Annotated in this window: 16 protein-coding genes; 13 read left to right on the top strand and 3 right to left on the bottom strand. The window is 49.1% G+C overall.

The window, feature by feature from the left end:
- Positions 1–5: 5 nt before the first annotated feature.
- From QUF18_RS15045 to QUF18_RS14995, 11 genes are all read left to right on the top strand, one after another.
- Positions 6–431: a recombination protein NinB gene (locus tag QUF18_RS15045; protein WP_289388063.1), complete on the top strand. Its 426-nt coding sequence runs from the start codon at positions 6–8 to the stop codon at positions 429–431.
- The gene (locus QUF18_RS15040; protein WP_289388062.1) at positions 428–640 is read left to right on the top strand and encodes a hypothetical protein; all 213 of its coding nucleotides are present in this window, start codon (positions 428–430) and stop codon (positions 638–640) included. Before QUF18_RS15045 ends, QUF18_RS15040 begins: the two co-directional genes overlap by 4 nt.
- The gene (locus QUF18_RS15035; RefSeq protein ID WP_289388061.1) at positions 637–1,008 is read left to right on the top strand and encodes an HNH endonuclease; all 372 of its coding nucleotides are present in this window, start codon (positions 637–639) and stop codon (positions 1,006–1,008) included. Before QUF18_RS15040 ends, QUF18_RS15035 begins: the two co-directional genes overlap by 4 nt.
- Complete coding sequence (locus tag QUF18_RS15030) at positions 1,008–1,643, top strand: hypothetical protein (protein WP_289388060.1); 636 nt, start codon at positions 1,008–1,010, stop codon at positions 1,641–1,643. The genes QUF18_RS15035 and QUF18_RS15030 overlap by 1 nt, the downstream gene beginning before the upstream one ends.
- 41 nt (positions 1,644–1,684) lie before the next feature.
- The gene (locus QUF18_RS15025) at positions 1,685–2,548 is read left to right on the top strand and encodes a hypothetical protein (protein WP_289388059.1); all 864 of its coding nucleotides are present in this window, start codon (positions 1,685–1,687) and stop codon (positions 2,546–2,548) included.
- Positions 2,545–2,805, top strand: coding sequence for an ADP-ribosylglycohydrolase family protein (locus tag QUF18_RS15020; RefSeq protein ID WP_289388058.1), 261 nt, complete (start codon positions 2,545–2,547; stop codon positions 2,803–2,805). The genes QUF18_RS15025 and QUF18_RS15020 overlap by 4 nt, the downstream gene beginning before the upstream one ends.
- A 178-nt stretch (positions 2,806–2,983) precedes the next feature.
- Complete coding sequence (locus tag QUF18_RS15015) at positions 2,984–4,120, top strand: tyrosine-type recombinase/integrase (RefSeq protein ID WP_289388057.1); 1,137 nt, start codon at positions 2,984–2,986, stop codon at positions 4,118–4,120.
- 732 nt (positions 4,121–4,852) lie between these two features.
- Complete coding sequence (locus QUF18_RS20400) at positions 4,853–6,169, top strand: YadA-like family protein (protein WP_353074527.1); 1,317 nt, start codon at positions 4,853–4,855, stop codon at positions 6,167–6,169.
- Positions 6,169–6,750: an invasion associated locus B family protein gene (locus QUF18_RS15005; protein WP_289388056.1), complete on the top strand. Its 582-nt coding sequence runs from the start codon at positions 6,169–6,171 to the stop codon at positions 6,748–6,750. The genes QUF18_RS20400 and QUF18_RS15005 overlap by 1 nt, the downstream gene beginning before the upstream one ends.
- 362 nt (positions 6,751–7,112) lie before the next feature.
- Complete coding sequence (locus tag QUF18_RS15000; RefSeq protein WP_289388055.1) at positions 7,113–7,520, top strand: DUF3224 domain-containing protein; 408 nt, start codon at positions 7,113–7,115, stop codon at positions 7,518–7,520.
- A gap of 349 nt (positions 7,521–7,869) precedes the next feature.
- On the top strand, positions 7,870–8,520 hold the full coding sequence (locus tag QUF18_RS14995; RefSeq protein WP_289388054.1) for an imm11 family protein: 651 nt from the start codon (positions 7,870–7,872) through the stop codon (positions 8,518–8,520).
- An 89-nt stretch (positions 8,521–8,609) separates the two neighbouring features.
- Here the strand turns inward: QUF18_RS14995 and QUF18_RS14990 are convergent, their stop codons facing one another.
- The 3 genes from QUF18_RS14990 to QUF18_RS14980 all read right to left on the bottom strand — a co-directional run bounded on the left by QUF18_RS14990 (position 8,610) and on the right by QUF18_RS14980 (position 9,889).
- A complete protein-coding gene (locus QUF18_RS14990) occupies positions 8,610–8,864 on the bottom strand; it encodes a hypothetical protein (RefSeq protein WP_289388053.1) in 255 nt (84 codons plus the stop codon).
- A gap of 96 nt (positions 8,865–8,960) precedes the next feature.
- The gene (locus QUF18_RS14985; protein ID WP_289388052.1) at positions 8,961–9,221 is read right to left on the bottom strand and encodes a hypothetical protein; all 261 of its coding nucleotides are present in this window, start codon (positions 9,219–9,221) and stop codon (positions 8,961–8,963) included.
- Positions 9,218–9,889, bottom strand: coding sequence for a lysozyme (locus QUF18_RS14980; RefSeq protein WP_289388051.1), 672 nt, complete (start codon positions 9,887–9,889; stop codon positions 9,218–9,220). The genes QUF18_RS14985 and QUF18_RS14980 overlap by 4 nt, the downstream gene beginning before the upstream one ends.
- Before the next feature lie 286 nt (positions 9,890–10,175).
- Here QUF18_RS14980 and QUF18_RS14975 point away from each other — a divergent pair, with 286 nt between their 5' ends.
- Both QUF18_RS14975 and QUF18_RS14970 read left to right on the top strand, forming a co-directional pair.
- Positions 10,176–11,261, top strand: a complete 1,086-nt coding sequence (locus QUF18_RS14975; protein WP_289388050.1) for an acyltransferase family protein — start codon at positions 10,176–10,178, stop codon at positions 11,259–11,261.
- Between the two features lie 373 nt (positions 11,262–11,634).
- A protein-coding gene (locus QUF18_RS14970) for an IS3 family transposase (RefSeq protein ID WP_289386482.1) occupies positions 11,635–12,824 on the top strand; the annotation gives its coding sequence in 2 pieces (ribosomal slippage) (positions 11,635–11,887 and positions 11,887–12,824; 1,191 coding nt in all).
- Positions 12,825–12,842: the final 18 nt, after the last annotated feature.

The raw sequence follows: 12,842 nt of genomic DNA, 5'->3' as shown, positions 1-12,842 counted from the left end.
GAACCATGGAAAAGAGACGCTTCACACTCATCAATCCGCAGGTGCGCCAGAATGCAATCCGCGCACTCATGGCTCGGCCTGACGGTCACACAGCAACATTCGCACCACCAACACGAAGCGGAGGGCAGAATGATTTCTTTCATTCAATTTGTTCTGACATTGCGAAGTCTGGTTTTGAATGGGCTGGCAAACCGCGAAAATCAGAAGAATGGAAAGTTCTGCTCGTTTCCGGCCACACAAAAGCAACGCAAGGCGAAGTCGAATTTGTGCCAGGACTTGAAGGTGAATTTGTAAATATCCGCGAAAGTACCGCCCGTATGTCAGTTAAGCGCGCTGCATCTTTGCTCGAATACGCGCTGGCATGGTGCGCCGACCACAATATCCCCCTCACCGACACACGCCGCCAAGGTTATTTTCAGGAGGCAGCATGATGCAGACTGTTTCGCTTACCGCTCCTTATGAGTTTCGCCGCAGCAAAAAGCTGGCGCAGGCTCATATCCGCTCAACAACAGAATTGAGAAACGCTCCGGAAGTATTGGCCAACCGTCAAAAGCGCCTGAACGACCGGATTTCCGATATTCTGGCTGATGAACTGGCTGCAGCTTTATCGACCCTCAACTTTAATGAGGTTCATTCATGAGCAAGCGCATGGAGTTCTCTCGTAAGGACAAGGCAAAGATCATCACCCGTGCAAACGGCAAGTGTGAAAAATGTTCTGCTATGCTTAAAACGGGCGAAGGCGAAGTCGATCACATTCTGCCCTGCGCGCTTGGCGGCGAGGCAACCGTGGCCAATGGCCGCCTGCTCTGCCGCGTCTGCCATGTTGAAAAGTCGGCCGGCGACATCAAGGCAATTCGCAAATCAGATCGGCAGCGGGACAAAGCCAGCGGCGCGGTGCGACCGAAGTCAGTCCTTTCCGTTCGCAAATCTCCCAAACCAGCACTCACCAAAATCGTTCAGCAGCGTCGCTCTCTTTATGAGCCTGCGCAGCCACAGGAGCGCATCTAATGACAAAACCATTTATCGATAACGAAAAGTACCGCACTACCGGTGAAACGAAAAATCACTTCGGTATCACACTTCACCGCATCAAGGCTAAAATTGCTATCGGCGTAATTGCTGCTGGAACAATCGGCGGCTGGGTGGAGAAAGAAAGTAATATCTCTGTCTACGGCGATGCATGGGTCTACGGCAATGCACGGGTCTACGGCGATGCACAGGTCTCCGGCAATGCATGGGTCTACGGCGATGCACAGGTCTCCGGCGATGCACAGGTCTACGGCAATGCACGGGTCTCCGGCAATGCATGGGTCTCCGGCGATGCACAGGTCTACGGCGATGCACAGGTCTACGGCAATGCACGGGTCTACGGCGATGCATGGGTCTCCGGCGCATACCGTCACATCATCATTTCACCAATTGGATCGGAAGGCGGTTGCCTGACAGCCTTTGTTGAAAAGGACGGTACAATACGCCTGAGCCGTGGCTGCTTTAACGGTACGATTGACGAATTTTCAGCAGCGGTTGAGGAAACTCATGGGGCAAGCAAGAACGGTGACGAATACCGCCTTGCCGTTGAGCTTATCAAGTCACGCCTTGATACGACCGTGATTGAGGATGAAGCGCTGGAGGATGCACAATGACCCACCCACCCCATACCGCAGCGCAGATACCGGATGAGGCTATGCCTGAGAGAATTTATGCATCAGTACCAAGCTCAAAAGGCTGCGTCGTTAGCTTTGATATTCCGAGCCTCGCTTATGACGTTGAGTATATTCGCGCCGATGTTGCCGCCAATCACCTCTCTGTGCCTAGTGCTGTAGAGGTGGTGAAGTTGGATTGGAGTATCCCTTTTCCTCATGGAACACAGGAACGCGCCGAAAGTGTTTTTGGTACATATGCTATTTGGGAATTCGGTGGCGAAGGGTATTACAGGACGCCTAGCGCAACTGCTGGTACACCTGTGCAAGGAGGGCAGACAGAAGCCAAAGCCGCTGCACAAGCTGACTTTGAGCGCCGTATTTTCGCCTGCGTAGTCACCAAGCCCGTTGACGTGGCGGCAGCGAGGGAGGAGCTTGAAGATTTAACGCTTCCTATTGTTGGCAGTCTATTTGTATCCAGAGGTGGTGCAACTGTTCGTGGTGTCTCAGGATTAGAGAAAGGTGAAGACGAGCACAGCCCTCTAGTTCGACTATCTGATGTAGCTAAAGCTCTTGAACCTTTCCGCGCCATATCTGCCGAACCAGCACAGGACACCTTTGACAGTGCTGACTGGTTCTACCGAGATAACGACCCAGACGATAACGGCGATACAGCTTATGAAGCAATCGTAAACCACCCTGAATATTCAGTACACCTAGTTCACTCTAGTTATCGCGGTGATAGTCGTTTTGTTTTTCGTGCGCCCACGCTGAACCAAGATGATGATGACGATGACGATGAAACTCTTAACTTCGCGACCGAAGAAGAGGCAATGGCGGCAGTAATTGAGCGTAAAAAGGTTATCGAGGCGCAAACCGCAGCCCCGACAGCGGAGGCAGGACGATGAAGCTGACAGAGCAACAGGCAGAGTTATTCAGGCAATGGGATCGCTGCGATATCGGCATGGGATTTCATTTCAAAGGCTTATGCGAAATCACGAAGAAAAGTCGCGAAGAGATTGCGCCAATAGTCAGAGAACTTGCGGGCCTAGGTTATCTCGAATTTAAGCGCGGGTGCTGGACAGATGACGGTGAAATGTACGGGTCTGCTTATGTACTCACCGACGCAGGCCGAACAGCCTTGGCGCAAGGAGGTGGGGAGTGATGCAAAATACGACCGGACCTCTAGGCCGTGTTTATACGCTGAATGAAGCAGCCGAATATTTGAGAATGAACAGCCGGTCAGTTGCAAAGGTGGCGCGCAAAAGCGGACTTTGCTCCATAAGTGGCCGTGACCTTCTGTTTAGTGACAGTGACCTTCTAGCAATATGGGATTCAATGCGATGCCCCTCACCAAATTCAGACGTGGAGACAAAGGCAACTGGATCATCCGCGGTACAGTGCGAGGACAAAGCATTTATGAATCTACAGGAACGAGCGATGAACAAGCAGCGGAAGCAATTCGCGTGCAAACGGAGGTTCGCCTATTAAATGAAAGCGTCTACGGAAAGAAAGCCGTCGTCACTTTCCAAGAAGCAGCAGAAGCCTTTGTAAGTTCCGGCGGCTCCGACCGTTTCATTTTTGAAATCCGGAAGAAAACTCAAAAGCCGGTCGGGCTTGCCGTACATTTCCGAAACAAGCTGCTCCACACCATTACGCAACGCGATCTGGATGAAGCAGCGCGCAAACTCTACCCGGGCTGTTTACCGGAAACTTTAGTACGCCAATGCTATGCCCCGTTCATTGCCGTATGGAACCATGCCGTGCGAAACCAATGGGCAGAGCCTCGCCAGTGGTCACGCCCCAAGAAGGCAAAAGGTACTGCCATCCTCAATAAAAAATATCGTTCCGGCTCGCATCCGGTCTCATATGATCATGCCATGTCGTTTATCGCTGGCATGTCACCAGCACCAGCAATGGCAATGACAACCTTGTTTCTAACCGGTATGCGACCAATTGAGTTATTCGCACTCCAAAGCAAGGACGTTGACATCAATAACCGGTGGCTTGTCGTGCAAAGCAGCAAGATCGGAGAAAAACGTGGCATTCCTATCCATGAATATCTTGTGCCGCTTCTATCCGCGTTGAAAGCGCGTACAGGGCAAATGTTTCTCACCCATAAACGGGAGCCGTATCCGCTAACAGAGGACTATGGCGGCCAGCTATCAACTGCTATTACCGGCGCGCGCAAGAGAACCGGTATCAAAGATATCTCGCCATATACAGCGCGTCACAGTTTTAGCACTCAGCTCGTGATTAATGGCGTTCATCCATATATCAAAGATCAGATACTCGGCCATGCTGCCGACGATATGAGCAGGCTTTATACGGCGGTTCCGCAGCAGCCCTTGATCGAAGCAGTGAACACCATCAAGCTCGCTGCTGGCTGGAGCGAATTTGTATGGTATTCCGATCCGATTAAATGGGAAGGACGGCTCATTAACTGGAGCAAGAAATCACACGCCATCAAAGCGGCCTAGTGCATTATCCGTGCAAGGCGATTTTTTAAGCCTCTATTTCAATGTAATTTCAAGGCATTATCAAAACACAGAGATTCCATTGGTAATGGAGAGGTCGGGAGTTCAATCCTCCCTCGCAGCACCAGTTTTTCCAATGAATTCAAATAGATGCGAAGCGTCTCGTTCTGGTGCTTTTTTCGTTTCTGCATGAACGCACGGAACATAGCGCGAATAAACCCGTGCATCCGTGCAAGCGGAATCGCAACGAGCGCTTTAAAGAATCAAAAGCCCAGGCAAAATTCATCCACACCAATTCACAGCATCCATTAACTCTCTCGAATCTATCTTGAACCTTTTTCGACAAGAGAACATTTGTAGAACGGAATTGCAATTTGAAAATTTATCTACCCTTTTGCGCACTCGATTGCGCCACGGATATTTTGTGCCATGCGCAAGCCAGAAACGATTGAACAACCATCATCGCTTGCTCAACGGAAGCCAAAGCCTATGACGTGAAGAACATCACGAAGCTTGAGCAAACAATGCTTCGCTCTAAACTTAGCAGGCAATTCCTGCTCTATACGAGCAGTTGTACAACACTTCATTGTAGCAAATTGAATTTATACCAACTCGCAAAATTCTTGTAAGCATTTACAAACAATAGAAAATTTATTTTTTAATTCGAGAATAAATTCCCCATTGACAATATTCTTACTTAATGGAATTTTTATTTAAGTTCATCGAATATGAAATATGGTCAAACAATCAAGTAACCCATTAAGACATATTTATGAAAATTATTTGCACAAGCACCTTTTACAGAATGCAAATAATTATATCAGTATCAGTAGCGTTCCGTCTGAGTTTTTTGAATTAAATCTTTCAGGGGGAAAGATGGCGTTAAATCTTACGTCAACTCTTTGCGCTACGCAAAAACCAAAAACCATCCAAAAACAAATGAAATTATTCAAAGCAACGATATATGTTCTAGGCATATCATCATTGCTGACCATTGATACAAACATCGCATTTGCTGAGGCAACCAACCACCCAAGTGCATTTTGTACTCGCGCTGGATTTGGTCCGAACCAAGGAACCTGGACCTGTATAGTTCCAACACCCAATGGCGGACAAGCACTTATCAGTGGCGTTCCTGCTAGCTCTGACGGAAGTTCAATTGATGCGACTGTCCTTAACGCATGGATCGCTTCAAAACTTGGCAACAATGCTACTGTCATTGGTGACATGACAAGTAGCGCTACGGGTACGAATTCTGTTGCCATTGGCTCAGGAGCCTCAGCCGGAACTAATAATAGTGTAGCTCTCGGAGCAGGATCAATTACTTCAGCTGTGGTTGCCACAACGGGCGCAACAATAGCTGGTAATCAGTACAATTTTGCAGGCAGCGCTCCGACTGGCACAATATCCGTCGGATCCGTCAACAATGAAAGAACTGTAACAAATGTTGCCGCAGGCAGATTGTCGGAAACATCCACCGATGCGGTCAATGGCTCTCAATTACACGCAACCAATCAGGCATTAGACAAGCTGGATAATATTGCCGTCAAATACGACACCAATCCAGACGGAACAAAAGCCAACTCCATTACCTTGCTCGGAGGCGACCCGAATAAACCGGTTGTCATCTCAAATGTGGCGGCCGGCGTAAAAGATACTGACGCTGTCAATGTAAGTCAGTTGAAAGGGATTGTGGACACAACAATCACGCAGAATTACGCCTATATTGATAACAGCGTTAAAAATGCAGTGAACGTTTCCAAAAACTATACTGATCAGAAGTTCTCTGAGCTCAACACGAGCATTGAAGGCGTGAGAGACGATGCAAATCGTGCAGCAGCAATAGGTCTTGCAGCCGCATCTCTGCGTTATGATGACAATCCGGGCAAGTGGAGTGTGGCCGCTGGCGGTGGCCTTTGGCGTAGCCAAAGTGCATTTGCCTTTGGTGCAGGCTACACCAATGAAGATAGTGATATACGGGCAAATGTCTCAGCAACAACATCAGGCGGACATTGGGGTGTCGGTGCAGGATTGAGCTTCACGCTAAACTAATGATGAAAAAAGTCTGCAATCATTCAACCTATATACTGGCAATTGCAGTGAGCAGCTTCTTTACGCTGAACACTGCATTTGCACAGGATTTAGCGCCCAAATACTTCATTAAAAGCTCTGAGGTTCAGTTACCTGATGGCGTCGGATGGGGGCAATATAAACGAACCATCCAACCATTCGAAAACTGGACGCTTATTTGTGATGAGAACCTGAAGAAAAAAGAAAAAATTTGCAATCTCAGCCAGATCATCTCTGATGCCTCAGGCAATCAGGTTTTTAGTTGGTCTTTAGCAGCAACCGCAAACGGCGACCCTTTTATGATACTAAGGGTGCCGGGGAATACTGATCAAAAGATACCGCTTAAGGTAAAATTTTCAGGCAGAGACACCGCAATAGACATCGCGTACAAAGGATGTAATGAAGCTGTCTGCATTGCTATGATGCCAGTTGGTCCTATAACACGCGAACATATAAACAAGGGCAACGATGTAACGTTTGCCTTCACTGAAGTGTCAGGACAGTCATTTGAGATAGTTGCTCCGCTCAAAGGACTGAAATCCGGATTAGCCGGAATTAAATAATCTTCTCCCTTCTTCAAACATAGATCCCGCCACAGCAACGGTCATCCATTTCATCAGATTGCCGACCATACGCATCGCAATCATCAGACGAAATCCGTCCATCAGTGTTTCGATATCATCGCCACGAAATTGAAAATCGTGCCCGATGTAAAACCCAAGGCTGCAGAGGTCGCATGAGTATGGTGCGATTAGATGAAATGTCCGGTTTTGTCGGAGGGCTGGTGTGATGGCTACCTTGGCAACCTCAATCATCTATCTAATTATAATAAATAAATTGGCATTTATAACGGAATCAGGAAATGCATGATTAACCCGTTGAAAACGATCATGATGATTTAAGCTATTACAGAAGGATGCATTAGATGAAAGCAGCTGCAACTTTTACAACCATAGATTTCAAGCAAACAGAAGTGCTTCCCACCCCTTCAATTAAAACAGCCTTGCCGATCTTTGTAAGCACAATGGAAAAACTTTATTCAGGTGAAATCCAAGGTCGTTCGGCCACCATCTTTACGGCTGCGTTTGATCATGCAACGAAGAAGGGCTGCTACACCGCAATGGAAAGTTTTGAAGGTAGTGTGAATGGAAAAGTAGGAACTTTCAATTTCCTTCACACAGCATCAACAACAGACGGTGATCGGGCAAACGAGTTTTTCTACATCGTTTCTGGAAGCGGCACAGGTGACTTGAAAACAATCTCGGGAACTGGTGGCATGAGGATTGATACTGACGGCACGCATCATATTTGGCTCGATTATCAAATCGACTAAAAACACAAAGCCACAGTTGAATGGGCACCCCGCTGCTAAGAAAGCGGAATGCCTACTTATCTCCCCAATGCAAGCTAAACGAGTGGCGGAACCTTGGCTGCCACAACCCCACATACGCCAATCATGAGCATCAACATCTAGCGCGCGGCTTTTGCCTGTGTGAGAAGCTGGTGCATTTCAGTGACTTTGGCATCCAGATCGTCAACCTTGCGTTCAAGCTGCTCAATCTTTCCCTCCATACGAAGAACCATGCCGCCCCCTTTCTAACTTGTGGCAGCACTAAAATCCGGCTAGCATCGGCTCAACTGCTTTCCCGCTCCGCCCCCCCGCAACCATGATGGAAGCCACAGTGACCGAACCAACCGCCATTAAAATTTCAGTCGAGGTCGCATCTCACAAGGGCGAATTTTTCCTAGTCGACGCGAGTTACCTAGGCAACGGCAGGGTTTCTGGCATAGAAATCGCCAACGAAGAGAAGTTGATCCATCCGGGGATGAATGTCGTCTCACGTCCTAACGGAATACCAGATCAGTATCCGGAACGTCCCCACCTGGTTCACGTACCGGAGAAGGGCGGTATGCCACGCGATCTGGAAGAACTCGCTGGCATATGGATTGTGTCGGAGCCGTTGAAGCAGCTGTTTGAGCATATGGCCGCCGAGGCGTTTGCATTTGTGGCATGCGACTTCAGCCTTGCTGACGGGAGCCCCGGCCCTCAGTACTATCTAGGCAATGTGCTACGCAGAATTGATGCCTTGGATGAAACCGCCTCACGCGTAAGGATAAAGCTCGACCACAATAATCAGACTGGCGAGGATGAGAAACTTTATAGCCTCGTCGGCGGAGCCAGTTTGGTGTTCAATCATGATGTTTTGGGAGATGCCCATATCTTCCGCCAGGATCACATGGGAGCACCTCCGATCTGCGACCGTGCGATGTTTGATGCATTAAGTGCGGCCAACTTCTCCGGCGTACGGTTGCGCGATGTAGCCGATATCTAAGAGGGGGAGCATTTGCGGACATTGCCTGATCTAGTTAGATCTGAATTGATTCAACCTATCAAGATAATAGCTATCTTGATACAAAGTAGCTATTTATTCTGATTAATCCAGTTTAGCACTTTGAGGATGTTTTCGTATAACATCACTGTACCGATAACCGTGCCAACAACAGCGACAATCATCCATTTCATAAGCCTGCCGACCGTGCGCATCGCAATGACAAGTCGAAGACCATCTTTCAGGGTCTCAATATCATCTTCTCTGAGTTGCGAAAGAAACTCTTGCGTTTCATCTGGCAACTCATTGAACCGGTGCGCCGGATTTGCACTTGGATCCACAGCCATCACCAGCACCCCGCTTTATTCCCGTATGCATTGTGACCGGCAACGCCTTTGCCTGCACTCACATCATTCCCAGCCAGATAGACCGCCGTCTCCGGCTTAAGGCTGATCTTCTGCCAACCCGCGCAGTTGCTCGCATTGGTCGCGCACCCCGCCAAGCTCAATACACAGAGCAATGCTATCCATATTGTCGATTGTCTCATTGATACCTGCCCTGTTCTCCATTGCCTGTGTCACAGCTTGAGCGGCCTTCAATGCCGCTTGCTGTTTGCCGTCATGAACCCCAAGCGCATAAAAAAAGAGGCCAGAAACTGCCCATCCGATTATCGCGCCAATGATGTGTTGAAAGCTGAGCCTCATGCCGCCTGATCCTGCATGCGCTTTATGAGGAAATAAGCACCGGTGACGAACGCCCCGACCATGATGATAGCAAGCGCCCACTGGATCGGCCCCGCGCCGGAAGCCATGCCGCCAAGGCCAGAAAGCAATCCACCAGCAGATGCAATGATTTCAGGTTTCAGCAAGCTTTCCTTTTTCTGCTCCGGCTCAACATAATTGGAGGAGACGAAATCACCCTTCGCCCATAGTCCGGCCTCGGCAGCGCGGCGATTAACCAGCCCCTGCACACGCTTACCGCCTGCATTGACCCATTTCATCAGCCCAGCCGGTACTGTGCTATAATCACCGGCATTGAGCTTTTTCAGAAGCGTGGATTTATGCAAAGCACCAGTATTGAAATCGAACGAAACAAGCGCTGCATACTGGTTATCGGAAAGTGGCACTTTAACCAGATCCGATACGCTCTTTTCAAACTTCGCCAGATCAGCCCGCAGGATACGCACGGCCTCCTGTTCGCTGATCTTCATACCGGCAATAACCTTTGGCGTACCGGCTGCGGATGTATGGCCGTAACCGATTGTCCAGATACCAGCTACATCCTGATAAGCTGTCAGGCGCTTGCCTTCCCATTGCTGGATATGCGAAAGCCCCGCCGCGTTGATGCGTCGTGTCATGTGTGATCCTTTCATAAAAAGCCCCTGGAATGGGGTTCGTGCTGTGCTATTGTTGAGGAATGAAAAGAGCCGCTATTTTGCTAATCACTGCGTTCAGTTTAACCGCCTGCGGTGCGGGTAAGGCTGCGATGGATACAGGTAAAAACTTTGATCGCTATAGCTGCATGTCTCGAAATATTAAGGGACAGGAACCGTGCTCTACACCATCCACACCAGCAGATCAGCTATAAAGACCACCTCAAGAGCGACAGTTGTTGCAGTCTGAGTTTATTGACAATAGAAGTCCCGAACGAGGTGAATCATGACGTATCGGGACGACATAGATGGATTACGCGCAATCGCTGTGATTGCGGTTATTTTTTCCCACATCCATCTTATGCCAGGCGGTTATATTGGCGTTGATGTTTTCTTTGTGATTTCAGGTTTTCTAATTGCTCCACGCATTCTAGAAAAGATAAAATCAAACGAATTCTCGATATTCGATTTTTACACACGTCGAGCAAAAAGACTGTTGCCACAAGTCTATGCCGTCATCTTCGCCAATTTCGTAGCTGCGTATCTCTTATTTGCACCTTCTGATATCATAGCATTTGGCAAATCAGCCATTGCAACCGTTCTCTATGGTTCAAATTTTTATTTTTTGGCACAAACCGGTTATTTTGCCCCCGATGCCATTACACAGCCACTTCTTCATACTTGGTCTCTTGCGGTTGAAGAGCAATTTTATTTTGTTGCTCCTCTTATTATTTACGGGCTGGTAAAATTACAGCGTCCATTACTATTTGGCGCCTTAATTGGCTTGGCATCTTTGCTCGCTTGTCTTTTAACAACGCAACTTTGGACGAGTGCAAATTTTTTCTTGCTACCCTTTAGAGCATGGGAATTTATTATCGGAGCCGCAATTGCATATGTTCCTTTGCCTCCCCGTAACTTCCGAAACGTCTCAGCATTTTCCGGTCTCGCCCTGATTGCTTTGAGTGCTCTAACGCTAAAAGAAACTTCCCTCTTCCCCGGAGTAAATGCAGTTCCCGTTGTCGCAGGCACGGCTTTAATTATCTGGTCAGGAAGCGCAACGACACTTGCTAAAGTGTTGGCGACTTTGCCATTGCGTTTAACAGGGCGCGCTTCTTATTCATTATATATTTGGCATTGGCCTATCATTGTTTTTTACTCTTACTACTCATACAACGATTTTAGCTTTAATGCACAACTGCAAATGCTTGTAGCCACCTTCATTGCTGGCTTTCTATTCTGGTACGTTTTCGAGGAGCCGATTAGAAAAAGCAAAATCACCTTCCGGTTTGCAGTAGTTGCAACCGTATCTGCGTCTTTATCTGTCGTGGCAGTCTCTTTATTCATAAAACATGAAAAAGGTATTCCACAGTGACTAAATGAAGCTGCAAGATTAATGGCAGGCAGCGTAAAAGACAAAAGTGACTTCTTAGAAAACTGCATTAAACCACTCAGACCGGATCATCTTTCTGAGGACATCGACACATTGTGCAAGCTTGGCGCAGCGGAAGGAGCTGCAACATTTGCTCTATGGGGAGATCATTTTCTGCAGCCATAGCTTATGGCCTTTCGGAAGAAGCTAAAAAATTTGACCTGACTGGTGTTTTACTATCAGTGAACTCGTGTCCGCCAATTATTAATACAAAAGGTTGGTGGGAGCATTCTCGAACAGAATGCAGAGAAACTGACCTGCCACTGAGAATTTCCTCCAGAATGGATTAGAGTCCGGCCCGATAAAGGACGGACGAATGAAGAAGCAGCGATTTACGGAAGAGCAGATTATTGCGGTGCTGAAGGAGCAGGAGGCAGGCATGAAGGTGGCCGACCTGTGCCGCAAGTATGGGATTTCGGACGCAACATTTTATAACTGGAAAGCCAAATACGGCGGTATGGAGGTGTCCGAGGCGAAGCGCCTGAAGGCACTCGAAGAAGAGAACGCCAAGCTTAAGAAGCTGTTGGCCGAGCAGATGCTCGATGCCGCCGCACTCCGCGAGCTTCTCGCAAAAAAATGGTAGGGCCTGCCGCCAAGCGTGACGCCGTTGCACATCTGAAGGACATAATGGGTCTTTCGGAGCGGCGGGCCTGCCAGATTGTTTCGGCTGATCGCAAGATGATCCGCTATCGGTCCTGCCGACCGCCGGAGGTCGAATTGCGAGCAAAGTTGCGCGATCTCGCCAACGAGCGACGGCGCTTCGGCTACCGACGGCTGTTCGTCCTGCTCAGGCGGGACGGAGAGCCATCCGGCGTCAACCGCATCTATCGGCTGTATCGCGAGGAAGGGCTTTCGGTTCGCAAGCGGAAGGCTCGACGAAGGGCCGTCGGCACGCGTGCGCCGATCCTGGTCGAGGCGAAAGCAAATGCCCGTTGGTCTCTCGATTTCGTGCACGACCAGTTTGCATGCGGGAGACGGTTCCGGATCCTCAATATCGTTGATGATGTGACACGGGAATGCCTGGCAGCAATCCCGGACACCTCAATCTCCGGCCGCCGTGTCGCCCGAGAACTGACGACGCTGATCGAACGACGCGGCAAGCCCGGAATGATTGTCTCCGATAACGGCACGGAACTCACCTCGAATGCCATCCTGGCCTGGTCGAAGGATCACAAGGTTGAGTGGCACTATATCGCGCCAGGAAAGCCTATGCAGAACGGCTATGTTGAATCCTTCAACGGTCGGATGCGCGACGAATTGCTCAACGAAAGCCTGTTCTTTGGCCTCGATCACGCCCGCAGCGCCATCGCCCAATGGGCCGACGATTACAACAATTTCCGGCCACACTCGTCGCTGGGATACCAAACCCCGGCAGACTATGCTGGATCCATCGCCGCAACCGGCTCCAACGCTGCGCAAGATGAAAGCTTGGCGTTTCCGCCGGTTGCTACCAACACGCCAATTGGCGTAGTCAAAACCGCCGAGGCTCTAATCGCCGTTGGATGAAAGTTCAGTGGCAGGTCA

This window comes from Pseudochrobactrum kiredjianiae (genome assembly GCF_030362795.1).
Lineage (GTDB): Bacteria > Pseudomonadota > Alphaproteobacteria > Rhizobiales > Rhizobiaceae > Pseudochrobactrum > Pseudochrobactrum kiredjianiae.
Note: the sequence above shows the minus strand (reverse complement) of the source record. Positions and strands in the feature narration are given on the sequence as shown.